This window comes from Jiangella sp. DSM 45060 (assembly GCF_900105175.1).
In the GTDB taxonomy this organism is placed as follows: Bacteria; Actinomycetota; Actinomycetes; order Jiangellales; family Jiangellaceae; genus Jiangella.
On sequence record NZ_LT629771.1, the window covers coordinates 5,161,046 to 5,185,009 of the forward strand.

26 protein-coding genes are annotated in these 23,964 nt (G+C 74.1%); 12 read left to right on the forward strand and 14 right to left on the reverse strand.

Translation table 11 applies throughout. From position 1 onward, the window contains the following. Window positions 1-2: 2 nt before the first annotated feature. The gene (gene fdhD / locus BLU82_RS22895; protein ID WP_172885683.1) at window positions 3-803 is read right to left on the reverse strand and encodes a formate dehydrogenase accessory sulfurtransferase FdhD; all 801 of its coding nucleotides are present in this window, start codon (window positions 801-803) and stop codon (window positions 3-5) included. A gap of 129 nt (window positions 804-932) precedes the next feature. Between fdhD and BLU82_RS22900 the strand changes: the two genes are divergently transcribed. Beyond that, a complete protein-coding gene (locus BLU82_RS22900; protein WP_092623341.1) occupies window positions 933-3,209 on the forward strand; it encodes an FdhF/YdeP family oxidoreductase in 2,277 nt (758 codons plus the stop codon). Here the strand turns inward: BLU82_RS22900 and BLU82_RS22905 are convergent. Next, window positions 3,184-3,852: a winged helix-turn-helix transcriptional regulator gene (locus BLU82_RS22905; RefSeq protein ID WP_197682401.1), complete on the reverse strand. Its 669-nt coding sequence runs from the start codon at window positions 3,850-3,852 to the stop codon at window positions 3,184-3,186. The genes BLU82_RS22900 and BLU82_RS22905 overlap by 26 nt on opposite strands. A gap of 66 nt (window positions 3,853-3,918) precedes the next feature. Here BLU82_RS22905 and BLU82_RS22910 point away from each other — a divergent pair, with 66 nt between their 5' ends. The 3 genes from BLU82_RS22910 to BLU82_RS22920 are packed head-to-tail and all read left to right on the forward strand — an operon-like array spanning window position 3,919 to window position 6,270. Then, entirely contained in the window at window positions 3,919-4,779 is an 861-nt protein-coding gene (locus BLU82_RS22910; protein WP_092623343.1) for an alpha/beta fold hydrolase, read from the forward strand. A gap of 22 nt (window positions 4,780-4,801) precedes the next feature. Next, on the forward strand, window positions 4,802-5,398 hold the full coding sequence (locus BLU82_RS22915) for a GrpB family protein (RefSeq protein ID WP_092623344.1): 597 nt from the start codon (window positions 4,802-4,804) through the stop codon (window positions 5,396-5,398). Window positions 5,399-5,403: 5 nt separating this feature from the next. Next, complete coding sequence (locus BLU82_RS22920) at window positions 5,404-6,270, forward strand: GNAT family N-acetyltransferase (RefSeq protein WP_092623345.1); 867 nt, start codon at window positions 5,404-5,406, stop codon at window positions 6,268-6,270. Here the strand turns inward: BLU82_RS22920 and BLU82_RS22925 are convergent. The 3 genes from BLU82_RS22925 to BLU82_RS22935 form a co-directional block, all read right to left on the reverse strand. Beyond that, window positions 6,267-6,608 (reverse strand): hypothetical protein, encoded by a 342-nt coding sequence (locus BLU82_RS22925; RefSeq protein ID WP_092623346.1) that lies wholly within the window; start codon window positions 6,606-6,608, stop codon window positions 6,267-6,269. The genes BLU82_RS22920 and BLU82_RS22925 overlap by 4 nt on opposite strands. A gap of 20 nt (window positions 6,609-6,628) precedes the next feature. Further along, window positions 6,629-8,206, reverse strand: a complete 1,578-nt coding sequence (locus BLU82_RS22930) for a leucyl aminopeptidase (RefSeq protein WP_197682402.1) — start codon at window positions 8,204-8,206, stop codon at window positions 6,629-6,631. A gap of 107 nt (window positions 8,207-8,313) precedes the next feature. Then, window positions 8,314-8,481, reverse strand: coding sequence for a DUF3117 domain-containing protein (locus tag BLU82_RS22935; protein ID WP_069114398.1), 168 nt, complete (start codon window positions 8,479-8,481; stop codon window positions 8,314-8,316). 169 nt (window positions 8,482-8,650) lie between these two features. Between BLU82_RS22935 and BLU82_RS35225 the strand changes: the two genes are divergently transcribed. Genes BLU82_RS35225 through BLU82_RS22950 form a run of 3 tightly spaced genes read left to right on the forward strand, consistent with a single transcriptional unit; the run spans window position 8,651 to window position 10,813 of the window. Then, window positions 8,651-9,457, forward strand: coding sequence for a PaaX family transcriptional regulator C-terminal domain-containing protein (locus BLU82_RS35225; RefSeq protein ID WP_092623348.1), 807 nt, complete (start codon window positions 8,651-8,653; stop codon window positions 9,455-9,457). Continuing rightward, entirely contained in the window at window positions 9,454-10,239 is a 786-nt protein-coding gene (locus BLU82_RS35230; RefSeq protein WP_231947563.1) for an enoyl-CoA hydratase/isomerase family protein, read from the forward strand. The genes BLU82_RS35225 and BLU82_RS35230 overlap by 4 nt, the downstream gene beginning before the upstream one ends. 43 nt (window positions 10,240-10,282) lie before the next feature. Then, entirely contained in the window at window positions 10,283-10,813 is a 531-nt protein-coding gene (locus BLU82_RS22950; protein WP_092626171.1) for a DNA-3-methyladenine glycosylase I, read from the forward strand. 31 nt (window positions 10,814-10,844) lie between these two features. On the opposite strand, the gene BLU82_RS22955 is transcribed toward BLU82_RS22950, so the two are convergent. Both BLU82_RS22955 and BLU82_RS22960 read right to left on the reverse strand, forming a co-directional pair. After that, window positions 10,845-11,297: an SRPBCC family protein gene (locus BLU82_RS22955; protein ID WP_197682403.1), complete on the reverse strand. Its 453-nt coding sequence runs from the start codon at window positions 11,295-11,297 to the stop codon at window positions 10,845-10,847. Between the two features lie 131 nt (window positions 11,298-11,428). Continuing rightward, complete coding sequence (locus BLU82_RS22960) at window positions 11,429-11,776, reverse strand: DivIVA domain-containing protein (protein WP_092623349.1); 348 nt, start codon at window positions 11,774-11,776, stop codon at window positions 11,429-11,431. Window positions 11,777-11,934: 158 nt separating this feature from the next. Between BLU82_RS22960 and folP the strand changes: the two genes are divergently transcribed. From folP to BLU82_RS36170, 3 genes are all read left to right on the forward strand, one after another. Further along, window positions 11,935-12,747: a dihydropteroate synthase gene (gene folP / locus BLU82_RS22965; RefSeq protein ID WP_092626175.1), complete on the forward strand. Its 813-nt coding sequence runs from the start codon at window positions 11,935-11,937 to the stop codon at window positions 12,745-12,747. Window positions 12,748-12,913: 166 nt separating this feature from the next. Next, on the forward strand, window positions 12,914-13,093 hold the full coding sequence (locus BLU82_RS22970) for a hypothetical protein (protein ID WP_092623350.1): 180 nt from the start codon (window positions 12,914-12,916) through the stop codon (window positions 13,091-13,093). Between the two features lie 96 nt (window positions 13,094-13,189). Then, window positions 13,190-16,129, forward strand: a complete 2,940-nt coding sequence (locus BLU82_RS36170; protein WP_172885684.1) for a helix-turn-helix transcriptional regulator — start codon at window positions 13,190-13,192, stop codon at window positions 16,127-16,129. Window positions 16,130-16,138: 9 nt separating this feature from the next. Here BLU82_RS36170 and BLU82_RS22980 read toward each other — a convergent pair whose 3' ends face one another. From BLU82_RS22980 to BLU82_RS23005, 6 genes are all read right to left on the reverse strand, one after another. Then, on the reverse strand, window positions 16,139-16,582 hold the full coding sequence (locus tag BLU82_RS22980; RefSeq protein WP_092623352.1) for an SRPBCC domain-containing protein: 444 nt from the start codon (window positions 16,580-16,582) through the stop codon (window positions 16,139-16,141). Beyond that, complete coding sequence (locus tag BLU82_RS22985; protein WP_092623353.1) at window positions 16,579-16,917, reverse strand: metalloregulator ArsR/SmtB family transcription factor; 339 nt, start codon at window positions 16,915-16,917, stop codon at window positions 16,579-16,581. The genes BLU82_RS22980 and BLU82_RS22985 overlap by 4 nt, the downstream gene beginning before the upstream one ends. 125 nt (window positions 16,918-17,042) lie before the next feature. After that, the gene (locus BLU82_RS22990) at window positions 17,043-18,470 is read right to left on the reverse strand and encodes an APC family permease (RefSeq protein ID WP_197682404.1); all 1,428 of its coding nucleotides are present in this window, start codon (window positions 18,468-18,470) and stop codon (window positions 17,043-17,045) included. Between the two features lie 93 nt (window positions 18,471-18,563). Next, complete coding sequence (locus BLU82_RS22995; protein ID WP_092623355.1) at window positions 18,564-19,337, reverse strand: TIGR00730 family Rossman fold protein; 774 nt, start codon at window positions 19,335-19,337, stop codon at window positions 18,564-18,566. 16 nt (window positions 19,338-19,353) lie between these two features. Further along, window positions 19,354-20,418: a succinyl-diaminopimelate desuccinylase gene (dapE, locus tag BLU82_RS23000; RefSeq protein ID WP_092623356.1), complete on the reverse strand. Its 1,065-nt coding sequence runs from the start codon at window positions 20,416-20,418 to the stop codon at window positions 19,354-19,356. Between the two features lie 12 nt (window positions 20,419-20,430). After that, window positions 20,431-21,123: a VOC family protein gene (locus BLU82_RS23005; protein WP_092623357.1), complete on the reverse strand. Its 693-nt coding sequence runs from the start codon at window positions 21,121-21,123 to the stop codon at window positions 20,431-20,433. A 68-nt stretch (window positions 21,124-21,191) separates the two neighbouring features. Here BLU82_RS23005 and BLU82_RS23010 point away from each other — a divergent pair, with 68 nt between their 5' ends. Both BLU82_RS23010 and BLU82_RS23015 read left to right on the forward strand, forming a co-directional pair. Beyond that, window positions 21,192-21,851: an RNA polymerase sigma factor gene (locus BLU82_RS23010; RefSeq protein WP_092623358.1), complete on the forward strand. Its 660-nt coding sequence runs from the start codon at window positions 21,192-21,194 to the stop codon at window positions 21,849-21,851. Further along, window positions 21,848-22,939 carry a hypothetical protein gene (locus BLU82_RS23015; protein ID WP_092623359.1) on the forward strand — a complete coding sequence of 364 codons (1,092 nt, stop codon included), beginning with the start codon at window positions 21,848-21,850 and terminating at the stop codon, window positions 22,937-22,939. The genes BLU82_RS23010 and BLU82_RS23015 overlap by 4 nt, the downstream gene beginning before the upstream one ends. A 326-nt stretch (window positions 22,940-23,265) precedes the next feature. Here BLU82_RS23015 and BLU82_RS23020 read toward each other — a convergent pair whose 3' ends face one another. Beyond that, window positions 23,266-23,964: a peptidase inhibitor family I36 protein gene (locus BLU82_RS23020; RefSeq protein WP_092623360.1), complete on the reverse strand. Its 699-nt coding sequence runs from the start codon at window positions 23,962-23,964 to the stop codon at window positions 23,266-23,268.

Genomic DNA, 23,964 nt, shown 5'->3' on the forward strand with positions numbered 1-23,964 from the left:
GGTCACACCGCGACGCGCACCCGCTCGGGGTGGGTGTAGACGTTCATCCCGCCGCCGCGGACGAAGCCGACCAGCGTCAGCCCGCACTCGTCGGCGAGGTCGACGGCGAGGCTGGACGGCGCCGAGACGGCGGCCAGCACCGGCAGCCCGGCCGCGGCCGCCTTCTGCACCAGCTCGAACGACGCGCGCCCGCTGACCTGCAGCACGTGCCCCGACAGCGGCAGCAGCCCGCCCATCAGCGCCGACCCGATGACCTTGTCGACGGCGTTGTGCCGGCCGACGTCCTCGCGGACCGTCACCACCGACCCGGTGGCGGTGAACAGACCGGCCGCGTGCAGGCCGCCGGTGCGGTCGAACACCCGCTGTTCGCCGCGCATGCGGTCGGGCAGTGTGGCCAGGACGCCGACGTCCACGCGGGTGGGGTCGTCGGCCAGCCGCCAGCGCAGCGACGCACGCACGTCGACCACGCGGTCGGCGCCGCAGACGCCGCAGGCGCTGGTGGTCTCGAACGCGCGCGCCCGCGGCGGCTCGACGCCGTGGGCGAGCGTCACCTCGATGGTGTTCTGCTCGTCGACGCACTCCTTCATGCCGGCGACGTCGGTGCGGTCGGCGACGGCACCCTCGGCGACCAGCCAGCCGGCGATGAGGTCGAAGTCGTGGCCGGGCGTGCGCATGGTGGAGGTGAGGATGCGCTCGCCCACCCGGACCAGCAACGGCTCCTCGACCGCCAGGGTGTCGGGGCGCTGCGCCGAACGGCCGGGCCGCAGCCGGAGCACCGGCCGTCGAGTCGTCATCTGCCCCATGGCACCACCGTAAGGTCCAGGCTCCGCAATGGTCCCCGTTTGCTTACCCACTCCGGATGATCCGACCCGTACTGGTCCAGACCGGTCCACCACTCGGCGGACGCGCCCGCCGGGCGTTACCGTCGGACCATGACCACACGGGCGCCCCGAGACGACAACGACGAGGCCGAGCTGCGCGTGGGCCGGCCGGCCACCAGCGCGGCGGGCGTGCCCGGTGTCCTGCACGGCCTGGCCACCGTGCTCGAACAGTCGGGCGTGCGCCGCGGCGCCAAGGCGCTGCGTCTGGTCAACCAGCAGAAGGGCTTCGACTGCCCGGGCTGCGCGTGGCCCGAGCCGGGCAAGCCGCACCTGGCCGAGTTCTGCGAGAACGGCGCGAAGGCGGTCGCCGAGGAATCCACCGTCCGCCGCGTCGACGCCGCGTTCTTCGCCGCGCACCCGGTCGCCGAGCTGGCAGGGCGCACCGACCACTGGCTGGGCCAGCAGGGCCGGCTCACCGAGCCGATGCTGCGCGACACCGGCGACACCCACTACCGGCCGATCGGCTGGGACGCCGCGTTCGGCATCGTCGCCGACGCGCTGACCGGCCTCGACAGCCCCGACGACGCCGTCTTCTACACGTCCGGACGCACCAGCAACGAGGCCGCGTTCCTGTACCAGCTGTTCGCCCGCGCCCTCGGCACGAACAACCTGCCCGACTGCTCCAACATGTGCCACGAGTCGTCCGGCGCGGCGCTGTCCGAGACCATCGGCGTCGGCAAGGGCAGCGTGTCGCTGACCGACATCACCGACCACGCCGACCTCATCGTCATCGTCGGCCAGAACCCGGGCACCAACCACCCGCGCATGCTCACGTCGCTGGAAGAGGCGAAGCGGCGCGGCGCGCGCATCGTCGCGATCAACCCGCTGCCCGAGGCCGGCCTGCAGACGTTCAAGAACCCGCAGAAGGCGCGCGGCGTGGTCGGCAGGGGCACACTGCTGTCCGACCTGTTCCTGCAGGTGCGCCTCGGCGGCGACCTCGCGTTCTTCCAGGCGGTCAACCGCATGCTGGTCGACGCCGACGCGGTCGACCACGCGTTCGTCGACGAGTACACCACCGGCTACGACGACGCCGTCGCGGCCTGGCAGGCGCTCGACTGGGACGACGTCGCCACCGCCACCGGCCTGCCGCGCGAGGCGTTGGAGGCGTTCGTCGACGAGGTGCGGCGGGCCGGCAGCGTCATCGTCTGCTGGGCCATGGGCCTGACGCAGCACAAGAAGGCCGTCCCGACCATCCGCGAGATCGTCAACTTCCTGCTGCTGCGCGGCAACATCGGCCGCCCGGGCGCCGGCGCGTGCCCCGTCCGCGGGCACAGCAACGTGCAGGGCGACCGCACCATGGGCATCTGGGAGAAGGCGCCGGCCGCGTTCCTCGACGCGCTCGAGACCGAATTCGGGTTCAGCGCGCCGCGGCGGCACGGCCACGACACCGTCGAGTCCATCCGGGCCATGCGCGACGGCCGGGTCGGCGTGTTCATGGCCATGGGCGGCAACTTCGCCGCGGCCACCCCGGACAGCGAGGTCACGGCGGCCGCACTGCAGTCGGTGCCGCTGACGGTGCACGTGTCGACGAAGCTGAACCGGTCGCACGCGCTGCCCGGCCGGCGCTCGCTGATCCTGCCGTGCCTGGGCCGCACCGAGCGCGACCTGCAGGCGGGCGGCGAGCAGTTCGTCACCGTCGAGGACTCCATGAGCGCGGTGCACGCGTCCCGCGGCACCCTTCCCCCTGCCTCCGATCAGCTGCGCAGCGAGGTCGCGATCATCTGCGGGCTGGCCGAGCGGGTGTTCGGCGGCGGCTCCGGCATCCCGTGGCGGGAGTTCGCGTCCGACTACACGGCGGTGCGCTCGCGCATCGCCAGGGTCGTGCCCGGCTTCGACGACTACGAGGCCAAGGTGGCGGTGCCGGGCGGGTTCGTGCTGCCGCACCCGCCGCGCGACTCCCGGTCGTTCCCGACGGCCAGCGGCAAGGCGCAGTTCAGCGTCAACGAGCTCGAGGTGCTGCGGATGCCGCCGGGCCGGCTGATCCTGCAGACGGTCCGCTCGCACGACCAGTTCAACACCACCATCTACGGCCTCGACGACCGCTACCGCGGCATCCGCGACGGCCGCCGCGTGGTGTTCGTGAACCCGTCCGACCTCGCGGCCCTCGGGTTCGCCGACGGCGCCATGGTCGACCTCGTCAGCGAGTGGACCGACGGCGACCGCCGCGCGCCGTCGTTCCGGGTGGTGGCCTACCCGACGGCGCCGGGCTGCGCCGCCGCGTACTTCCCCGAGACCAACGTGCTGGTGCCCCTCGACCACACCGCCGAGGTCAGCAACACGCCGGCGTCGAAGTCGGTGGTCGTCAGGCTGGAGCCGGCCGCGTCCTGATCTTCCGGGGCGCCTCGGACAGCCGGCGCAGCGCCTCGACGTCGCCGGTGACGGAGAGCCGGCCGGCCGCGACGGCGTCGTCGAGCGGGTCGGCGCCGTCGAGCACCGCCTGCCACGCCGCCTTCGTCGTCCGGACCACGACGTCGGGCACGGCCGCCGCCGGGCCGCGGGCCAGTTCCGTCAGCCGGCCGGCCTCGACCCGCAGCCGGTAGACGTCGCGGTCGAGCGTGACCTCGTACGTCGCCGACCAGTCCGTCGCCGGGGGCTCGGCGAAGAACGTGCGCAGCCCGAGCATGACCGAGTCGGCGCTGACCTCGCCGGTCAGCGGCAGCACCGGCGAGCGCACGCCCCAGCGGGCCAGCGCCTGGAACACCGGCTCGAGGCCCGCGCCCCACTCCGTCAGCTCGTAGACCTTGGCCGCGGCGGGCGGCGGCAGCTCGCGGCGGCGCAGCACGCCATACTCCTCCAGTTCCTTGAGCCGCTTCGACAGCACGGCCGGGGTGATGCCGGGCAGCGCCGCCTGCAGGTCGCGGTAGCGGCGCGGGCCCAGCCGCAGCTCACGCACGACGAGCAGGGCCCAGCGCTCGCCGACGATGTCGAGCGACAGTGCGATCGGACAGCCCTCGCCGTAGGTCCGGGTCACTTGCGCCTCCTTCAGAACTATGGAAAGAATAGCACTAGCTACGTTTTTCATAGTGAGGAGACGGCGATGACCGAGCGGATGATCCAGGCCGGCGACGCGCAGCTGTGCGCCGAGGCGTTCGGATCGCCGGACGACCCGGCGATCCTGCTGATCGGCGGCGCGGCCGCCTCGATGGACTACTGGGAGGACGAGTTCTGCGAGCGGCTGGCCGCCGGCGGCCGGTACGTCATCCGCTACGACCTGCGCGACACCGGCCGGTCCTCCGCCTACCCGGCCGGGTCACCCGGGTACACCGGCGCCGACCTCGTGACCGACGCGCTGGCGGTGCTCGACGGCTACGGCATCGCCGCCGCGCACCTCTACGGCATCTCGATGGGCGCCGGCATCGCCCAGACGCTGGGTGTGCTGCACCCGGACCGGGTGCTGTCGCTGACACTGCAGTCGACCAGCCCGGCCGGGCCCGGCGGGCCGGACCGCCCCGACCTGCCGCCGATGTCGCCCGAGCTCGCCGAGCTGTTCGCGTCCGAGGCGCCGCCGCCGGACTGGTCCGACCGCGACGCCGCCGTCGAGGCGATGATCGAGGGCCTGCGGCCGTTCGACGGCGCCATCGCGCCGGACCTCGCGGAGGAGCGCGCCGTCGTCACCCGCATGTACGACCGCACCACGGACGTCGCGGCCAGCCAGACCAACCACTGGATCCTGGAGGGCGGCGAGCTCGACCGCGGCCGGCTGGCCGAGATCACCGCGCCGACGCTGGTGCTGCACGGCACCGCCGACCCGCTGCTGCCGTTCCCGCACGGCGAGGCGCTGGCCCGCGAGATCCCCGGCGCCCGGCTGGTCCCGCTCGACGGCATGGGCCACCAGTACCCGCCGCGCGCCGTCTGGGACACCGTCGTCACCGAGATCGTCGCCCACACGGCGCCGTGAGGCGCCCGGGTAGGGTGCCCGCATGCCTGCTGCGGACGACCTGACCGAGCACCGCGACAACCCCGGCGACGACATCTGGGTGAACGGCCGCCCCGAGGCGCGCCCCATCGAGGTGGCCGACTACGACCCGGACTGGCCGGCCCGCTACGAGGTGCTCGCGGCCCGCATCCGCGCGGCGCTCGGCGACCGCGTCCTCGGGCTGCAGCACATCGGCTCGACGTCGGTGCCCGGGCTGCCGGCCAAGCCCGTCATCGACGTCGACCTCACCGTCGCCGACCCCGCCGACGAGCCCGCCTACCTCCCTGACCTCGAGGCCGCGGGCTTCGTGCTGGTCATCCGCGAACCGAGCTGGCACGAGCACCGTGCGCTCAAGCACGCCGACCCCAACACCAACCTGCACGTCTTCGGTCCCGGCTGTCCCGAGGTGACCCGCCAGCGGCTGTTCCGCGACTGGCTGATCGAGCACCCCGAGGACCTCGCCCGGTACCGCGACGCCAAGCTGCGCGCGGCGGCCGCGACCACGGCGTCCGGCGGCATCGTCACGGACTACAACCGGCACAAGGAGCCGGTGATCCGCGACATCTACGACAAGATCTTCCGCGCGCAGGGGCTGCTCTGACCCGCATGGCGATCGTACTGAGCACACCGGGCGTCGACGAGTTGGGCGGCGTGGTCGACGCGCTGCGGGAGTGGCAGGACGACACCGCGCCCATGCAGCTGCACCCGGGCGACGTCGGGTGGTTCTGGCGGTACGGCACCGAGGCCACGGCCGCGGCCGTCCGCACCTGGAGCCGTGACGGCCGCGTCCTCGCCGCCGGGTTGCTCGACGGACCCCGCCTGCTGCGCATGACCACCGCGCCCGCCGCCCGCCGCGACGAGGAGCTGGCCCGGCAGCTGGCCGACGACCTCACCCGTCCCGGCCGCGGCGTCCTCCCCGAGGGCAGGGCCTGCGTCGAGGCGCCGCAGGACGCGCTGCTCCAGGGGTTGCTGGCCGACGCCGGTTGGGGCCTCGACGAGCCGTGGCAGCCGCTGCGCCGCGACCTCACCGAGCCGGTGCGGGACCCCGGGGTGCGGGTCGAGGCGGTCGGCCCGGAGCGGGCGGGCGAGCGGGCCGCCATGCAGCAGGGCGCGTTCGACGGGTCGACGTTCACCGAGGAGCGCTGGCACGCCATGGCCGGCGGCCCGCCGTACGCCGACGCCCGGTGCCTGATCGCGTACGACGACGGCGGCGCGGCCGTGGGCGCGCTGACGGTGTGGTCGGCCGGGCCGGGGCGCCCGGGGCTGCTCGAGCCGGTGGGCGTGCACCGCGACCACCGCGGCCGTGGCTACGGCCGAGCCCTCACCGTCGCCGCGGCGGCCGCTCTGCGCGAGCTGGGGTCGTCGAGCGCCCTCGTCTGCACGCCCAGCTCGAACGTCGGCGCCGTCGCCGCCTACCGGTCGGCCGGCTTCCAGGACCTCCCCGAGGTCCACGACCGGGTCCGGACGGCTTAGGCCGGGCCCGCTCCCGCGGCGAAGCCCGCGCCGCCCTCGGCCACGGCGACGACGTCGAACGGCTCCTGAAGCACCGGAGCCGACCCGATCAGCTGCGACCCGGGCGACTCCGCGGCCGTCTGCGCGAACGACGCGGCGAACGCGTCGCGGGCGGCCGCGGTCTCGAACACGTAGGTGCCCTCGAACCACTCGCCGGGACGCGTGCGCCAGGTCTTGAACCGCAGGCCGTCCATGCCGGTGAACCGGGCCAGCGACGTGCCGTGGACGTACTCGCGCAGCGCCGCGTCGACACCGTCGGGTGCCTCGGCCAGCGACCAGCGCACGCTCAGTCCGTACATGGGTTCCTCCTCGGGGGTGGTCAGGCGACCGGCGCGCCGGCCTCGAGCCAATACAGCAGGGCCCGGACGCCGAACCCGGTACCGCCCTTGACCAGCTCGGCCTTGTCGGACTCGGCCCGCCCGGGGCCGGCGATGTCGAGATGCGCCCACGGCACGTCACCGACGAAGCGCTGCAGGAACAGCGCCGCCAGGATCGACCCGCCGCCGAGGTGCTCGGTGTCGATGTGCGCGACGTCGGCGATGGCGGAGTCGAGGCCGAACCGGTAGTCGTCGACCAGCGGCAGCCGCCACAGCCGCTCCCCCGCCGCCTCGCCGGCCTCGCGCAGGGCGGCGGCCAGCCGGTCGGACGTGGCGTACAGGGCGCCGTGGCCGCGGCCGAGTGCCGTCGTGGCCGCGCCGGTGAGCGTGGCGACGTCGACGATGACCGTCGGCTCGAGCTCCGCCACCGCGTAGCCGATGCCGTCGGCCAGCACCAGGCGGCCCTCGGCGTCGGTGTTGAGCACCTCGACCGTGGTGCCGTCGTACTGCCGGATGACGTCGCTGGGGCGCTGCGCGGCGGCGCCGGGCATGTTCTCGGCGGCCGCGACCAGCCCGGTGACGCGGACGTCGACGCCCAGCCCGCGCACGGCCGACAGGACGCCCATGACGACGGCGCCGCCGGTCATGTCGGTCTTCATCGGGACCATGCCCTCGCGCGGCTTCAGCGACAGGCCGCCGGTGTCGTACGTGATGCCCTTGCCGACCAGCACGACGTGCGGCGTGCCCGGGCCGGCGTTCGGCGGGTCGTAGCGCAGCGCGATGAGCCGCGGCGGCCGGTCGGAGCCCTGGCCGACCGCCAGGATGCCGCCGAAGCCCTCGTCGGCCAGCGCCTTCTCGTCGCGCACCCGGACGTCGAGGCGGTGCTCGGCGCCGATGCGGCGGGCCTGCTCGGCCAGCCACTCGGGGTCCTTGACGTTCGACGGCGTCTGCGCGAGGTCGCGAGCGGTCCAGCTCGCCCCGGCGACGGCGACCGCCGCCGCGACGACGTCGGCCTGGGCGCCCGCGCCGGTGACGACCAGGGTGCCGAGCGGCCGCTTCGCCGCGGGGACGGGCGTGCTGCGGAACCCGCCCAGCGCGTAGGTGGCCAGCACGGCGCCCTCGACGAACGCCCGGGTGGCGGCGTCGTCGGCCGTCGCGGTGACGGCGGACGCCAGCCGGTCGGTGCCGCGGGCGGCCCGGGCCAGCGCCGCGCCGGCCTTCCGGTACGCCGCGGCCGAGCCGTCGCCGAGGCCCACCAGCAGCACCCGGGTGACGTCGACCTCGCCGTCGACGCTCGCGGCGCCGCGGCCCTCGGCGTACACCTGCACCGACACGACCTCGCCGGCCTTGCCGGTGCCGCCGTCGCGTTCGAGCGCGGCGAACAGGTCCAGCCCGAGCGTCTCGGCGACCTCCGCGCCGCCCGGCCCGATCCACGGCGAGCCGTCGTCGCCGTCGTCGCCGTCCGCGCCGGACGGGTCGTCGGGCCAGACGGCCAGCGCCAGCACGCCGGCCTCGGCGTCCAGCAGCGGCCGGGCATCGACCACGACCTCGGTGGGGCGAACAGTGCTCTCAGCCGACACGCGTACTCCTCGTCCTGACTACCCGTCCTCCGGGCAGAGTAATGCCCCCGCCCAGCGCCGCCGGCGCCGGACGAGGGCACCTATTCAATGCTCACGGCAACGACACGTCAGCCGACGACATCCTTCAACGCATCACCCAGCGCGCCGGCCTCGTCAGCAGTGAGCTCGACGACCAGACGACCGCCACCCTCGATCGGGACACGCATGACAATGCCCCGACCCTCCTTGGTGACCTCGAGCGGCCCATCGCCAGTCCGCGGCTTCATCGCCGCCATCCGCGCACCCCTTCCTTTTCAGGCGCACACCCAAACCCCCTGATGTCCAGGGAGCACCAGCCGTGTGCGTCACGATGGAGGTCATTATCCCGCATGTTGGTCGTCGCGGGGAGACCGCGGTCGGTATGTCCTCACTGGTTGTCGGTGGGGGCTGGCAGGATGGAGCACTGTGAACGCCAGATCCGCCCTGTTCGACCTCTATGGCGATCACGTGCGCTCGCGTGGCGGCAGGGCCCGGGTCGCCGCGCTGGTGCGGTTGCTCGCCCCGCTCGGCGTCGCGGCGCCGGCGGTACGCACGGCCGTGTCGCGCATGGTCAAACAGGGCTGGCTGCGTCCGGTGCGCATCCACGGCTCGCCCGGCTACGAGCTGACCGAGCGGGCCGACCGCCGCCTCGAAGACGCCGCCGCACGCATCTACCGCACCAACGGCCGGGGCGACTGGGACGGCCGCTGGCACGTCGTCGTGCCGGAACGCTCGGCGCAGCGGGCCGCCCGCGAGCGGCTGCGCAACGGGCTGGCCTACCTCGGCTACGCGCCGGTCGGCGACGGCACCTGGATCGCCGCGCGAGCGTCGCCCGAGCTGGGGTCGCTGCTCGACGCCGAGGAGCTGCGGGCCGAGCGGTTCAGCGCCCGGCACCAGGGCGACGACGCCGAGCTGGTGCGCCGCGCGTGGGACCTCGACGCCGTCGGCCGGTCGTACCTGCGCTGGCTGTCCGACGCGCGCGGCCTGCTCGACACCCTGCCCCAGCAGCCCACCGACGAGCAGGCGTTCGCCGCCCGCAGCCGGCTGGTGCACGAGTGGCGCAAGTTCCTGTTCACCGACCCCGGCCTGCCGCGCGAGCTGTTGCCCGCCGTCTGGCCCGGCGACGACGCCGCCGCCTTCTTCGACGAGCAGGCCGCCCGGCTGCAGCCCGCCGCCGGCCGGTTCGTCGACGCCTGCCTGTCCGCCGGAACCACCAAGGGAGCCGACCAGTGAGCCTGGTCCGTTACGAGTCCGACGACGGCGTCGGCGTCATCACGCTCGACCGCCCCGACTCCATGAACAGCCTCGACACTGCCACCAAGGTGGCGCTGCGCGACGTCGTGCTGGCCGCGGCCGCCGACGAAGCGGTGCGCGCGGTGGTGCTCACCGGCTCCGGCCGCGCGTTCTGCGTCGGGCAGGACCTCAAGGAGCACGCCGAGGCGCTCGCGTCCGGCGACTCCGGCCTGGCCACCACGGTCCGCGAGCACTACAACCCGACGGTCAAGGCGCTGCTCACCATGCGCAAGCCGGTCATCGCCGCCGTCAACGGCGTCGCGGCCGGCGCCGGCGCGTCCTACGCGTTCGCCTGCGACTTCCGCGTCGTCGCCGACACCGCGGGGTTCAACCTCGCGTTCGCCGCCATCGGGCTGTCGTCCGACACCGGGTCGTCGTGGACGCTGCCGCGGCTGGTCGGCTGGGCGAAGGCGCGCGAGCTGCTGTTCCGCCCGCGCACGGTGCCCGCCGACGAAGCGCTCGCGCTGGGGCTGGCCACCGAGGTCGTCGCACCGGCCGACGTCCTGCCGCGGGCCATGGAGCTGGCCCACGAGTTCGCCGCCGGCCCCACGCTCGCCTACGCCGCGCTGCGTCAGGCCCTCGAGTTCTCGGCGACGCACGGCCTCGACGAGTCGCTCGCACACGAGGCCGACATGATGCAGTGGACCGGCGGCACCGACGACCACCGCGGCGCCGTCGAGGCGTTCCTCGCCAAGCGACCGGTCGTGTTCCGTGGCCGCTGACCTCATCGACGGCCCTGACGGCCGGCCGCGCTGCTCGTGGGGCATGAGTACCCCCGACTACGTCACCTACCACGACGACGAATGGGGCCGTGCCGTCCACGGCGACGTCGCGCTGTTCGAGCGGCTGACGCTGGAGGCGTTCCAGTCCGGCCTGTCGTGGCTGACCATCCTGCGCAAGCGCGACGGCTTCCGGGCCGCGTTCGCCGGTTTCGACCCCGCCGTCGTCGCCGCCTTCGGCCCCGACGACGAAGCCCGGCTGATGCAGGACACCGGCATCGTCCGCAACCGCGCCAAGGTGGCGGCGGCCATCACCAACGCCCGCGCCCTCCTCGCCCTCCAGGACGCCGACGGCGACGGCGCGCTCGACCGCCTCATCTGGTCCTTCGCCCCCGCAGACGGCCGCCCCGCGCCCGCCTCCCTGGCCGACGTCCCCGCCACCACCCCCGAGTCGGTCGCCCTGGCCAAGGCGCTGAAACGGGCCGGCTTCGTCTTCGTCGGCCCCACCACGGCCTACGCGGCCATGCAGGCGTGCGGTCTGGTCAACGACCACCTGGCCGGCTGCGTCGCCCGCTGACCGGCCGGGGCGCGGGAGCCGCGGGTCGGCGTCAGCGCGGCAGGCGCTGTACGTAGGCGGCGAACCGGCGCAGCGCCACCCCGAGACCGAACCGCACGGCGGGCCGCACCACCGGCCAGCCGGCCCGGCCGGCGGCGCCGAGCGGGAGGTCCAGCTGCTCCTCCCAGCGCACCTCGGCCGCCTCCGCACCTATCGCCCGCACCGAGAACACCCCCGGCCCGCGCACCAGCCGGCCCGTGTGCAACACCTCGCACCGTCGCGGCGGCTCCCAGGCCGTGACGACCATCGTGTCGAGGAACCCGGCCCGCCCCACACCGGTCCAGGCCTCCAGTCGCGCCCCCACCTCGCGGCCGTCGCCCAGGCCCAGGACGCGGACCCGGGTCAGCGGCATCCACGCGCTCTGCGCCGGCCAGTCGGTGAGGACGTGCCACACGACGTCGGCGGGGGCGGCGAGCCGCCGCGACACCGCCACGTCGGCGCTCACAGAGCCTGCGCCCGCGCCACGCAGCGCACCCGCACGCGCGCCCGGACCCCACCGCTCACCGCGAACCCCCCAGTTCACCCCGCTGTTCACCCGGTACCCCCAAGTGCTCGCCCCGCACCGTCAGTGCACCTTCAGTACCCCGTGACCGGCGGTTCACCCTCGTCAGGGCGGGCGGGACGGCGCGGGAGCGGCCCGCTGGGGCCGGGGAGCCGCGTCTGCAGCTCGGCCAGCCGGTGGTCGCGCCAGGCGAGTTCACGCTGCAGGCGGTCGAGGACGAGGTCGACCTGGTCCATGCGGTAGCCGCGGTGGACGACGGAGAAGCGCAGCCCGGCGACGTCGTCGGGGCCGACGGCGTCGGCGGGCAGCAGCCGCGCCTCGCCGCCGGGTGTCTCGGGCTGCAGGACGTCACCGCGGCCGAGCACCAGCAGCACCGCGCCGAACAGCACGGCTGCGGCGACGATGACGAAGACGACGAACACGGCACAAGGGTGCCACGTCCGGCGTTCCACCTCCGCGCCACGCCGGGCGACCTGGCGTGCGAGGCTTACTGGCGACCTGATCGCGATCCGAACAGAGGAGTCCTGTGGGTGTTCTGCGCCTGGGCCGGTCGGCGTTCCCGCCCGGACGGTTCGCCGTCATGGCGATCGTGAACCGCACCCCCGACTCGTTCTACGACCAGGGCGCGACGTTCGGGTTCGAGCAGGCGTGGCGCCGGGTGCGGCAGGTGGTGGCCGAGGGCGCCGACATCGTCGACGTCGGCGGGGTGAAGGCGGGCGCCGGCGAGCACGTCAGCGAGGACGAGGAGATCGACCGCGTCGCCGGGCTGGTCAGCGCCATCCGCGAGACGTACCCGCAGGTCGTGATCAGTGTCGACACGTACCGGGCACGGACGGCCGACGCGTTGTGCGCGGCGGGCGCCGACCTCGTCAACGACACCTGGGCCGGCGCCGACCCGGAGGTCGCGGCCGTCGCGGCGCAGCACGGGGCCGGGCTGGTGTGCAGCCACACCGGCGGCATGCGACCGCGGACGCTCCCGCACCGGGTCGCGTACGACGACGTGGTCGCCGACGTCCTGGCGCACACGACGGCGCTGGCCGAGCGGGCCGTGGAGCTGGGCGTGCCGCGCGAGGGCATCCTCATCGACCCGACGCACGACTTCGGCAAGAACACCTTCCACTCGCTGGAGCTGACGCGGCGCCTGGACGAGCTGGTCGCGACGGGGTGGCCGGTGCTGGTCAGCCTGTCGCGCAAGGACTTCGTCGGCGAGACGCTGGATCTTCCGGTGGACGAGCGGCTGACCGGCACGCTGACGGCCACCGCGGTGTCGGCGTGGCACGGCGCCCGGGTGTTCCGTGCCCACGACGTCGCCGCGACCCGGCAGGTGCTCGACATGGTGGCGTCGATCCGCGGTGACCGGCCGCCGGCGGCGCCGTTGCGCGGCCTCACCTGACGACTGAGGGACCTCAGCCGCCCCGACCACCCCCTCAGAGCCCCTCAGGCACCGGGTAAGGCCCCATCCACCTGGGAAGATGCGGCATTCACCGCATGTGCCGACCACCCCTTACCGACCAGACTCTTCAGTGTCAGCACAACGATGCACCGAAAGAGGTCCGGTCATGAACACCACGTATGTCGCCCAGCTCGTCCACGAGGAGCGTGCGGGCCGGCTGCGGGCCGAGGCCGACGCCGACCGCCTCGCACGCACGGCGCGCCGCGCCGCCCGCCGCACCGCCGAGCGGCCCGCCCGCCGGTCGGGGTGGGTGGTCCGCCACCTGCCCGGCCGCCACGCGGTCTGACGACGAGTCCACCATCCAGGCCCCGGTGTCCTCCACGGACACCGGGGCCTCGCCCTGCAACGGCGAATTCCGTTCCGGCGTAGCAGGATGGTCACCGTGGCGTTGGCAGCGATGAGTCCCGCGATGGTCGGCCGCACCGAGCAGCTCGACGGCCTGCGATCGGCGCTGGCCGCTGCCGTCGGCGGCGTCCCGGTCACGGTCGTGCTCGGCGGCGAGGCGGGCGTCGGCAAGACCCGGCTGGTGACGGAGTTCGCGGCCGAGGCCGAGCGCGGCGGGGCCCTGGTCGTCGTCGGCCAGTGCGTGAACCTCGGCGGCGACGGCCTCGCGTACGCCCCCATCACCGGCGCGCTGCGCGACCTCGCCGGCCGGCTCGGCACCGACGCGCTGCTGGCCGCCGCCGGTCCCGGGCGGGCCGCACTGGCCAGCCTGCTGCCCGACCTCCCCGGCGACGACGATCAGGCCGGCGGCACCAGCCAGGGCCGGGTCTTCGAGGCGGTCACCGGGCTGCTCGAGCACGTCGCCGCCGAACGCCCGCTGGTGCTGGTGCTCGAGGACCTGCACTGGGCCGACCGCGCCACCCGTCAGCTGCTCGGCTTCGCGGTCCGGGCGCTGGGCCACGCCCGCCTGCTCGTCGTCGGCACCTACCGCAGCGACGAGCTGTCCCGCGACCACCCGCTGCGGCGGCTGCTGGCGGAGCTGGAACGGATCCGGACGGTGCACCGCGTCGACGTGCCGCGGCTGACGGAGCACGAGGTCGCCGAGCAGCTCGCCGGGCTGGCCGGGGCGCAGCCACCCGCTGACGCCGTCCGCCGCATCCACGCCCGCAGCGAGGGCGTGCCGTTCTTCGTCGAGCAGCTGGCCGACCTCGACGACGGCACCACGCTGCCCGAGTCGCTGCGCGACCTGCTGCTGGTGCGGGTCGAGCAGTTGTCCGACGAGTCGCAGCGGCTGGTCCGGCTGCTCGCCGTCGGCAGCGACCACGTCGGGCACGATCTCCTGGCCTCCGTCGCCGCGGTCGACGCCGACGCGCTCGACCGCACGCTGCGCGAGGCGGTGTCGGCGAACGTGCTGCGGGTCGACGGCGACGGGTACGCGTTCCGGCACGCGCTGGTCCGCGAGGCCGTCCACGCCGACCTGCTGCCCGGCGAGCACGCCCGGCTGCACGCCCTCTACGCGGCCACACTGGAACGGCGGCTGGCTTCCGGCGCCGGCCCGCGGCGGGCGGTCACCGCCGAGGCGGCGCACCACTGGTTCTGCGCGCACGAGCACGAGAAGTCGTTCGCCGCTTCGCTCGACGCCGCCGCCGAGGCGCGCTCCGTGGCCGCCTACGACGAGGCGCAGCGCAACTTCGAGCGGGCGCTGGAGCTGTGGGACCAGGTCCCCGAGGCCGCCGCGAAGGCCGGGTGCGACCACGCGGAACTGCTCGCCCGCACCGCCGCGGCCGCGAGCAACGCCGGCGAGCTGGACCGCGCGCTCGCGCTGGTCGACGCCGGGCTGGCCGAGGTCCACGCCGCCGGCGACGCCGTCGAACCGAGCCGCGTCGCCCGGCTGCTGGGCTTCCGCGGCACGCTGCTCAGCGAGCTCGGCCGGGGCGGCGCCACGGCGGAGGTCGAGCGGGCGCTGGCGCTGATCCCGGCCGACCCGCCCACGCCGCAGCGGGCCCGGCTGCTGCAGAAGTACGTGTCACGGCTGATGATGGACGGCCTCCAGGCGAACGCCGTCGCGCTGGCCCGTGAGGCGGCGGCACTGGCCCACGAGACCGGCGAGGCGGAGGCGGAGTTCCGCGCGTATGTGGTGCTCGGGCCCTGTCTGGTGCACTCCGGCCACGTCGACGACGGCCTCGACGCGCTGGCGACGGCGCACCGGCTGGCCGGCGACCGGCTGGAGTGGCTGGTCAGCTACCACATCAACATGTCCGACTCGCTGCACCTGCTCGGCCGGCACGCCGAGGCGGAGCGGGTGGCGCAGGAGGGCATCGACCGCGCCGGCTCCGTCGGCCTGGCCCGCACGCTCGGAACCATGCTGGCCGGCAACGCCGCCGAGCCGCTGATGGCACTGGGCCGCTGGGACGAGGCCGAGCGGGTCATCGTCCGCGCCCTCGAGCTCCGGCCGCCCGGACGACACGTCTGGCACCTGGCCGGGCTGCGGTCCTGGCTGGCGCTGTGGCGCGGCGACGTCGAGGCCGCCTCCCGGTTCGCCGTCGAGGTGCGCGAGCGGCTGGCCGGCCACGAGCCCGGGCCGCAGTACGTGCTGCCGGCGACGCGCGCGGCCGCCGAGGCGGCGCTGGGACGGGGCGAGCCCGACCTCGCGTGGCAGCTCGTCCGCGCCGCCGTCGACGCCTCACCCGGGCAGCAGTTCGGCTACGAGCTGCCGCTGCTCGAAGTGGCCGGCTGGGCGCTCGAGGCGCGCGCCCGGACCGGCGGCGTCCCACCCGGCGACGTCGAGGCGGACGCCGCCTGGCTGCGCGACCGGCTGGCGCCGACCGCCGGCTGGGGGCCGGCGCCGGTGTGGACGCCCGTGGTCCAGGCCCATCTCGCCGGCCTCGACGGGCCGGCGCCGGACGCCTGGCGCGCCGCCCTGGACGTCGTCGAGGCTGCCGAGGGCCCGGTCCACCTGCGGCCGTTCGCCGGCTACCGGCTGGGCGAGGCGTACGTCCTGCTGGGCGATCGCGCCGCCGCCGAGGAGCCGCTGCGCGTCGCGGCCGACGAGGCCGACCGGCTCGGCGCCGGGCTGATCCGCGGCTGGATCGACGACCTCGTGCGCCGCGCCCGCCTGGGGCTGCCGCCGTCTCGTCCCGACGTTGCCGACGACGCCGCGTTCCCGGCACTCACCGACCGCGAGCGTGAGGTGCTGCACCTGGTCGCGGCCGGGCGGAGCAACCGGCAGATCGGCGAAGAGCTGTTCATCAGCACCAAGACCGCCAGCGTGCACGTGTCGAACATCCTGGCCAAGCTCGGCGTGTCCGGCCGCGGCGAGGCGGCGGCGCTGGCGCACCGTGCGGGTCTGCTGGACGACCCCGCCCAGCGGGCCGGCTGACGCCTGCCGTCATCGCCGGGCCACGTGACGGCCGAGGGCGTCCAGCCAGTCGCCGGTGCCCTGCTCGCGCCACTCGGGCTGTTCCTGATCGTCCAGGAAGGTGCCCTGTTCGGTGAGCAGCAGGCGGGTCCCGTCGCCGTCGCTCTCGAACTGCACGGTGGTCATGGACACGGTCGACAGGACCCCGTCGGCGCACAGGGCCGTGGTGTAGACGATGCGCTCGCCGGGGACGATGTCGTGGTACTCGCTCCTGGCGACGAGATCGACGCCGTCGCCGCCGTGCACGGCCTCGGTGCCGCCGACCCGGAAGTCCAGCGAGTAGCGGCCGTCCTCGGCCGCGAACCACTTCGCCTTCGTGTCGCGGTCGGACCACGCCGCGAACACCGCGGCGGGCGCGGCGGCGTAGGTCCGCTCGAGCGTGAACGTGCTGTGCTTCACCGAGTGGTCGGTCATGATCCTGGCTCCTTCGTCTGGTCGTCGAGGACCGCGCCGAGGCGGTCCAGGCGGTGCTCCCACGCCGTGCGCTGACGTCGCAACCACGCCTCGGCGTTGCGGAGGCCGGCCGGATCGATCTGGCAGGTACGGACCCGCCCGACCTTCTCCGAGCGCACCAGCTCGGTGTCCTGCAGCACCTGCAGGTGCTGCACCGTCGCGGCGACGGTCACGCCGAGCTCGGCCGCCAGCTCGCTCACGGTGGCCGGGCCACGGGTCAGGCGCTCGATGACGGCCCGCCGGTTGGCGTCGGCCAGAGCGTGGAACACCCGGTCCACCGCCTCATGGTTAAGCATGCACTTAACTTTAACGGCAGAGCCCTGAAAGTCAAGCGTCGACTTAAGTGTCAATCGTGCGGCGCCGGCCACGGGGCCGCAGCGCGAGAGCTGGGCTCGTGGCCGGCGACCGGGTGGTGAACCCGTCAGTTGACCGGGCCGCCGACGCCGAGGTTCTCGGGGTCGTCCATGTCGCCCTGGGAGCGGTGCAGGCGACGGTTGATCATCCAGGTGACGAACCAGAGCACGACGCCGATGGCGAGCAGGATGCCGGCGATGCGGTACTGCTCGCTGTCGCGGCCGGTCCACGGCGTGGCCAGGTAGGCGCAGGTGATGGCGCCGATGATCGGGATGACCGTCGGGGTGCGGAAGTGCTTGTGCTCGACCGGCTGGCGCCGCAGCACCAGCACCGCGACGTTGACGACCGAGAAGACCGCGAGCAGCAGCAGCGCCGTCGTGCCGCCCAGCGCCGGCACCTCGCCGACGAACGTGATGAGGCCGACCGCCAGCAGTGTCGTGAAGATGATCGCGACCCAAGGCGTGCGCCGACCCGGGTGCACGCGGCCCAGCGGCCCGGGCAGCACCCGCTCGCGGCTCATGCCGTAGACCAGCCGGCTGGCCATCAGCATGTTGATCAGCGCGGAGTTGGCGACGGCGAACATGGTGATGAACGCGAAGATCTTCAGCGGGAAGCCGGGCGCGCCGGCTTCGACCACCTGCAGCAGCGGGGTGTCGCCCTCACCGAGTTGGTCGACCGGCACCAGCGCGACCGACGAGATCGCCACCAGCACGTAGATGACGCCGGTGATGATCAGGCCGGACAGCATGACCTTGGGGAAGATCCGGACCGGGTCCTTGCACTCCTCGGCCATGTTGACGGAGTCCTCGAACCCGACCATCGCGAAGAACGCCAGCGCCGTCGCCGCGGTGACCGCGCCGAAGACGCCCTGGCCCTGGGTGTCGAACTCGGTGACCCGGGACATGTCGGCCTCGCCGCCACCGATGGCCCACAGGCCGATCATGATGATGATCAGCAGGCCGCTCAGCTCGACGCAGGTGAGCACGACGTTGGCCTTGACGCTCTCGCCGACGCCGCGGAAGTTCACCGCCGCGACCAGCAGGATGAACAGCAGCGCGACGCCGGTGATGCCGACGCCGGTGCTCAGCTCGACGTCGAACGCCTCGGACAGGTTCGACGCGAACGCGCGCGAGGCCGTCGACGCCGACGTGATGCCCGAGCACATGACCGTGAACGCCACGATGAACGTGACGAAATGGACGCCGAACGCCTTGTGCGTGTACAGCGCCGCGCCCGCGGCCTGCGGATACTTCGTCACCAGTTCGAGGTAGCTGAACGCCGTGAGGATGGCCACGATGAAGGCGACGAGGAACGGCAGCCAGGCCGCCCCGCCGACCTCGGCGGCGACCTGGCCGGTGAGCGCGTAGACCCCGGTGCCGAGAATGTCGCCGACGACGAACAGCAGCAGCAGACTCGGGCCCATCACCCGTTTCAGGCTGGGCTGTTCCGCGGGCTGACGTGGAGCCTCACCGGTACGCACGGGCGCATCTGCCATGTGCCACCTCCAATCGGTTGCCTTGGTCTACCTCTTGGAGGGTGTGCGGCGCAAGCAGTGACACGGCGAGTCAATGCCTGGAATGCGGTGTTCTCAGGGGTGTTCGCGGCCCGCCGCTCGACGCGCTTCCTCGGCCCTGGCCAGCACGGACATCACGTCGTCGAGGTCGTCGGTGACGGTGAGGAGGTCGAGGTCGACGGGCGAGATCTTCTTCTCCGCGACCAGCGTGTCACGAAGCCAGTCGACGAGGCCTTTCCAGTACGACGCACCGACCAGCACGATGGGAAATGCGGTGACCTTGTGCGTCTGGACGAGCGTCATGGCCTCGAACAACTCGTCGAGCGTGCCGTAGCCGCCGGGGAACACCACGAAACCCTGCGCGTACTTGACGAACATGGTCTTGCGGGCGAAGAAGTAGCGGAAGTTCACCGCGAGGTCGACGTAGGCGTTGATGCCCTGCTCGAACGGCAGCTCGATGCCCAGCCCGACGGACGTGCCGCCGGCCTCCTGGGCGCCCTTGTTGGCGGCCTCCATGATGCCCGGCCCGCCGCCGGTGATGACGGCGTACCCGGCGCCGGTCAGCCGCTCGCCGAGGTCGACGGCGAGCTGGTAGTACGGGTCGTCGGGCAGGGTGCGGGCCGAACCGAACACGCTGATGGCCGGGCCGAGCTCGGCGAGCGCGCCGAAGCCCTCGATGAACTCCGACTGGATGCGCAGGACCCGCCAGGGGTCGGTGTGCACCCAGTCGGTGGGGCCGGCGGTGTCGAGCAGCCGCTGGTCGGTCGTGGTCACGTCGTAGTGCTTCCCTCGCTGGATCACCGGCCCGGCGTACTTCACCGGCCGTTCGAACTCGTCGTGTCGGGTCACGCCGTCAGGCTAATGGTCAGGGCGCGAGCCAGGCCCGCAATCGGACCTCACAGGTCTCGATCTCGGCGACGTCGACGCGTTCGTCGTCGGCGTGGGCGAGCTGGGGGTCGCCGGGGCCGTAGTTGACCGCTGGGACGCCGAGCGCGTCGAACCGGGCGACGTCGGTCCAGCCGACCTTGGCCCGCGGCTCGCCGCCGACCGCCGCGACGAACGCCGCCGCGACCGGGCGGTCGAGGCCCGGCCGGGCCCCGGGCGCGGTGTCGAGCAGCCGCACGTCGTAGCCGTCGAACACCTGACGCACGTGGTCGAGCGCCTCGGCCTCGGACTTCTCGGGCGCGAAGCGGTAGTTGACGGTGACCTCGCAGCGGTCGGGGATGACGTTGCCGGCGATGCCGCCGCTGATGCCGACCGCGTTGAGCCCCTCGCGGTAGTCGAGGCCGTCGACGGTGACCGTGGCCGGCTCGTAGGCGGCCAGGCGTTGCAGCACCGGGCCGGCCGCGTGGATGGCGTTGTTGCCCCGCCACCAGCGGGCGCTGTGGGCGGCGGTGCCGGTGAGCTGGACGGCGACGCGCAGCGTGCCGTTGCAGCCGCCCTCGACCGCCGCGGACGTCGGCTCCATGAGCACGGCGAAGTCGGCGGCCAGCCAGTCGGGGTGCTGCCGCGCGACCCGGCCGAGGCCGTTGCGCTCGGCCTCGACCTCCTCGTTGTCGTAGAAGACGTAGGTGACGTCGCTGGCCGGCGCCGGGACGTGGGCGGCCAGCCGCAGCCCGACGGCCACGCCGCCCTTCATGTCGACGGTGCCGCGACCCCAGAGCACGCCATCGTCGAGGCGGGTGGGCAGGTTGGCGGCGACCGGCACGGTGTCGAGGTGGCCGGCCAGCACCACCCGCGTGGGGCGGCCCAGCGCCGTGCGGGCGACGACGGTGTCGTCGTGGCGGTGGACGGTGAGGTGGCCGAGCGAGCGCAGCGCCGCCTCGACGGCGTCGGCCAGCGGCCCCTCCTCACCACTCGGGGAGGCGAGGTCGCACAGCTGCGCCGTCAGCGCCGGCGCGGGGAGGTCGAGATCGAGAACGATGCCCACAAGCGCCTCAGCCTACGTGCGCGGGGTGAAGGCGCAGAACTCGTTGCCCTCGGGGTCGGCCAGGACGTGCCACGAGATGTCGCCGCCAGGCTCGCGCAGCACCGTGGCGCCACGCTCGGTGAGCAGGGCGATGTCGGCGACGTCGACGTCCCAGTGGACGCGGTTCTTCGCCGCCTTCGGCTCGGGCACCGGCACGAAGCACAGGTAGTCGAACGGCAGCCGGCCGTTGCTCTCGAGCGCGGCGTAGTGCTCCTTCGGCTCCGACTCGGGGCCCAGCCCGAACACCTCGCCCCACCAGGCGGCCTGCGCGTGCGGGTCGGCGCAGTCGACCACCACCGCGCAGAGCCGGCCCGGCAGCGAGGCCCGGCCGGGCCGGAGGAACGCGCAGAACTCGCCGCCTTCGGGGTCGGCCATGACGTACCAGAAGTTCTCGTCGTCGGGCTCGCGCAACACGGTGGCGCCGAGCGACAGCAGGCCGTCGAGACCGCCCGTCTCGACGTCGAGGTGCACCCGGTTCTTGACCGTCCTGGCCTCGGGCACGGCGTCGACCCAGATCTGCTCGCCTTCTGCATCTCCGCGCAGGTGCGTAGGATCGTCTGAGTCCGGACGGCGGCCCAGCGCCGCCGTCCAGAACTCGGCGAGCCGCGGCTGATCGCTCGCGTCGAGGCAGAGAGCCTGCCAGGTGGCGACGGGTGTCGGGTGCATGTGGCCACGCTAGCCGAGGGCACCGACACCCCTGACCGCCCGAGGACCCACCAGGTGACCCGACGACGATGAGCTCCCTGCCGGCCGCTCCGCCCGACGACCAGCATCTCTGGTCGCGGGCGCGCCGAGGCGACCCGGCGGCGTTCGGCGAGTTGTTCACCCGGCACTCGACGGTGGTCTACAACTACTGCTTCCGGCTCACCGGCAGCTGGAAGACCGCCGAGGACCTCACCTCCGTCGTCTTCCTGGAGGCCTGGCGCAAGCGCGACGACGTCGCGGCCGAGGCCGGGTTCGTCCCGTGGCTGCTGAGCCTGGCCGGCCGCGTCGCGCGCAACAGCACCCGCGCCGTCCGCCGGCACCGCCGGTTGCTGGCCAAGCTGCCGCCCGCCGTCATCGCCGGCGGCGCCCAGGATGCCGCGCGGCCAGAGCCGTCCGAGCCGGCCGACCCCGCCGACGCCGCGGCCCGGGCCGACGACGAACGGCACATGCGGCAGGTGCTGCGGGTGTTCCGGCGGCTGCCGAAGCAGGAGCAGGAGGTGCTCGCGCTGTGCGTCTGGGGCGAGCGCACCTACGCCGAGGCGGCGGTGGCGCTCGGAATCCCCGTCGGCACAGTACGCTCGCGGCTGGCGCGAGCTCGAGCTCACATGGAGCGGCTCACCGAGGCCGCGACCACGAAGACCGCCGAGCCGCGACCCGGCTCGCGCCCCGAAGGAGCGCACCACACATGAGTTCCACCGGCCTGGACCTCGCGTTCGCGCTGCCACCCCGGCGCGACCTCCCCGCCGACCGTCGCGACGCCATGCGCCGGCTGCTGGAGGACGCGGTCGCCACGCGGCCGCACGCGCGGCTGCTCTCGACGCCGCGACGGCCCCGGCTGCGCCCGGCGATGTGGCCGGCGGCGGGCCTCGTGGCGGCGACCGCGGTGGCCGCCACCGTCCTCGTCGTGGGCGACCTCGGGTCCGACGGCGCCGACACCGCCTACGCCGCCACGCCGCCCGTCCTGGCCGCGGAGCTGGCCACGGGGCAGCCGGCCGCCGCCGAGCTGCGGTCGCTGGCCACGACGGCGTCCCAGGCGCACGCCGCGCTCTACACGACCGCCGAGGTCACCGTCACCACCGAGAGCTGGCTGCTGACAGTCACCGAGGGGCAGCCGGCGGAGGGCGCGGCGCCTGGCGAGGGGGCCGCGCCTGGTGAAGGGGCCGCGCCCGCCGAGGGCCTGGCTCTCGGTGCGCCGGCCGTCACGTCCGCCGTCGTGCCGGTGCTGCGCGAGCAACGGTTCCTGGCCGACGGCTCGGTGCACGTGCGCGAGACGCAGGGCGAGGCGCAGTACCCGACGGCGGACTGGAGCGAGGCCGACGGCTCCGCCACGCCCGGCGCCGTCCTGCTGGACGAGACCATCCCGGCCGGCGGCCTGGCGTCGGGGTACCCGGAGGCGCTCGCCGCCGACCCCGCCGCCCTGCGGGCCCAGCTCCTGGCCGTCTGGCCACAGGCCGACGACCCCGCGGCGGCGCTGTTCCAGGCGCTGCACGAGGTCGCCTCGACCCGCGTCATGGACACCTCGGTGCAGGCGGCGGCGCTGACCATGCTGGCCGACGAGCCCGGCGTGGTGGCGCTCGGCGAGACCACCGACCGGCGCGGCCGCACGGCCATCGCGTTCGGCACCGACAGCGACGACTCCGGGCTGGACCGCCGGCACGTGCTGATGGTCGACCCCATGTCCGGGCGGCTGCTCGGCTACGAAGAGGTCCTCACCGGCGACACCGGCGCCCTGGACGTCGAGGCGCCGGTCGTCGCGCAGTACACCGTCTTCCTCTGACGAACGCCGGGTGCGCACCCCGCCCGGCTGGGAGGGAGTCCCACCCTACGGGCGGGCACCGACACTGTCGCCGCCACGTCCGACGGCCGCGACCGCCGCGGGGGGCGCGCGACGGCAGGCGGGCGCGTCCGCCGTCAGCGACGGGAGCGCACGCATCACCGTCGACGGTAGCTGCCCGGTATGCCCATTTCCGCGCCGGGTGCGCACCCCGCCCGGCTGGGAGGGAGTCCCACCCTACGGGCGGGCACCGACACTGTCGCCGCCACGTCCGACGGCCGCGCCCGGCTGCCACACGCGGGGCGCAGTCGCAGCCGCCCGGGTCCCGGTCAGGCGCTGGTGCAGGTCCAGTAGCTCATCCGGTTGTCGGCGGAGGAGCCGACGTAGGAGTCGCTGGTGCCCGGGGTCATGGTCCACAGCCGCGCTCCACCGACGTAGTCGTAGGCGTGGTAGTTGCGGCTGGAGTTGCGGTTGACCCACGACGACACGGTGTTGTCGAAGCCCCAACTGCTGGCGTAGCCCGAGCAGGTGCTGGAGAACTGGTACCGCGAACCGTCGAAGTTCGAGGCGGTGTAGTAGCAGTAGTAGCCCGACGGGCAGGTCGAGGCGCTGCCCCGCGCCTGCAGGTCGCCGGCGGACGGTTCGAACGGCTGGGCCGCCCCGGTGATGCCGAGCGCCTCGACGACGTCGGTGCGCACGCCGTCGCCCAGGCCGAACGGCGCGGCGTCGGCCCCGGGGTCGGGCAGGACGACGATGACATCGCCGTCGTCCCAGGCCATGGCGTTGTCGGAGAGCTGTACGCCGCCTGGGTGCTCGGCCAGCAGCGCCGTCATCTCCGAAGCGAGCGGCCCGCTGGGCGCCGCCGGCCCCGCAGCCTCGACGTCGGCGCTCGCGTACGCACCGCCCGCCGCCACCAGAACCGTCGTCGCGACCCCCGCAAGGGTGGCGAGCAGCCGTCGTCGCACCATCGGCGCCTCCCAGCACTCGTGTCTTCTGCGGGCGCGCCGCACAGCGACCACCGTGCTCAT

Excerpts from the sequence above, each read along its gene's own strand:
- fdhD (WP_172885683.1), bottom strand. The coding sequence starts at position 803 with ATGGGGCAGATGACGACTCGACGGCCGGTGCTCCGGCTGCGGCCCGGC.
- BLU82_RS22900 (WP_092623341.1), top strand. The coding sequence starts at position 933 with ATGACCACACGGGCGCCCCGAGACGACAACGACGAGGCCGAGCTGCGC.
- BLU82_RS22910 (WP_092623343.1), top strand. The coding sequence starts at position 3,919 with ATGACCGAGCGGATGATCCAGGCCGGCGACGCGCAGCTGTGCGCCGAG.
- BLU82_RS22915 (WP_092623344.1), top strand. The coding sequence starts at position 4,802 with ATGCCTGCTGCGGACGACCTGACCGAGCACCGCGACAACCCCGGCGAC.
- BLU82_RS22920 (WP_092623345.1), top strand. The coding sequence starts at position 5,404 with ATGGCGATCGTACTGAGCACACCGGGCGTCGACGAGTTGGGCGGCGTG.
- BLU82_RS22925 (WP_092623346.1), bottom strand. The coding sequence starts at position 6,608 with ATGTACGGACTGAGCGTGCGCTGGTCGCTGGCCGAGGCACCCGACGGT.
- BLU82_RS22935 (WP_069114398.1), bottom strand. The coding sequence starts at position 8,481 with ATGGCGGCGATGAAGCCGCGGACTGGCGATGGGCCGCTCGAGGTCACC.
- BLU82_RS22950 (WP_092626171.1), top strand. The coding sequence starts at position 10,283 with ATGAGTACCCCCGACTACGTCACCTACCACGACGACGAATGGGGCCGT.
- folP (WP_092626175.1), top strand. The coding sequence starts at position 11,935 with ATGGCGATCGTGAACCGCACCCCCGACTCGTTCTACGACCAGGGCGCG.
- BLU82_RS22970 (WP_092623350.1), top strand. The coding sequence starts at position 12,914 with ATGAACACCACGTATGTCGCCCAGCTCGTCCACGAGGAGCGTGCGGGC.
- BLU82_RS22980 (WP_092623352.1), bottom strand. The coding sequence starts at position 16,582 with ATGACCGACCACTCGGTGAAGCACAGCACGTTCACGCTCGAGCGGACC.
- BLU82_RS22985 (WP_092623353.1), bottom strand. The coding sequence starts at position 16,917 with ATGCTTAACCATGAGGCGGTGGACCGGGTGTTCCACGCTCTGGCCGAC.
- BLU82_RS22990 (WP_197682404.1), bottom strand. The coding sequence starts at position 18,470 with ATGGCAGATGCGCCCGTGCGTACCGGTGAGGCTCCACGTCAGCCCGCG.
- BLU82_RS23005 (WP_092623357.1), bottom strand. The coding sequence starts at position 21,123 with ATGCACCCGACACCCGTCGCCACCTGGCAGGCTCTCTGCCTCGACGCG.
- BLU82_RS23010 (WP_092623358.1), top strand. The coding sequence starts at position 21,192 with ATGAGCTCCCTGCCGGCCGCTCCGCCCGACGACCAGCATCTCTGGTCG.
- BLU82_RS23015 (WP_092623359.1), top strand. The coding sequence starts at position 21,848 with ATGAGTTCCACCGGCCTGGACCTCGCGTTCGCGCTGCCACCCCGGCGC.
- BLU82_RS23020 (WP_092623360.1), bottom strand. The coding sequence starts at position 23,964 with ATGAGCACGGTGGTCGCTGTGCGGCGCGCCCGCAGAAGACACGAGTGC.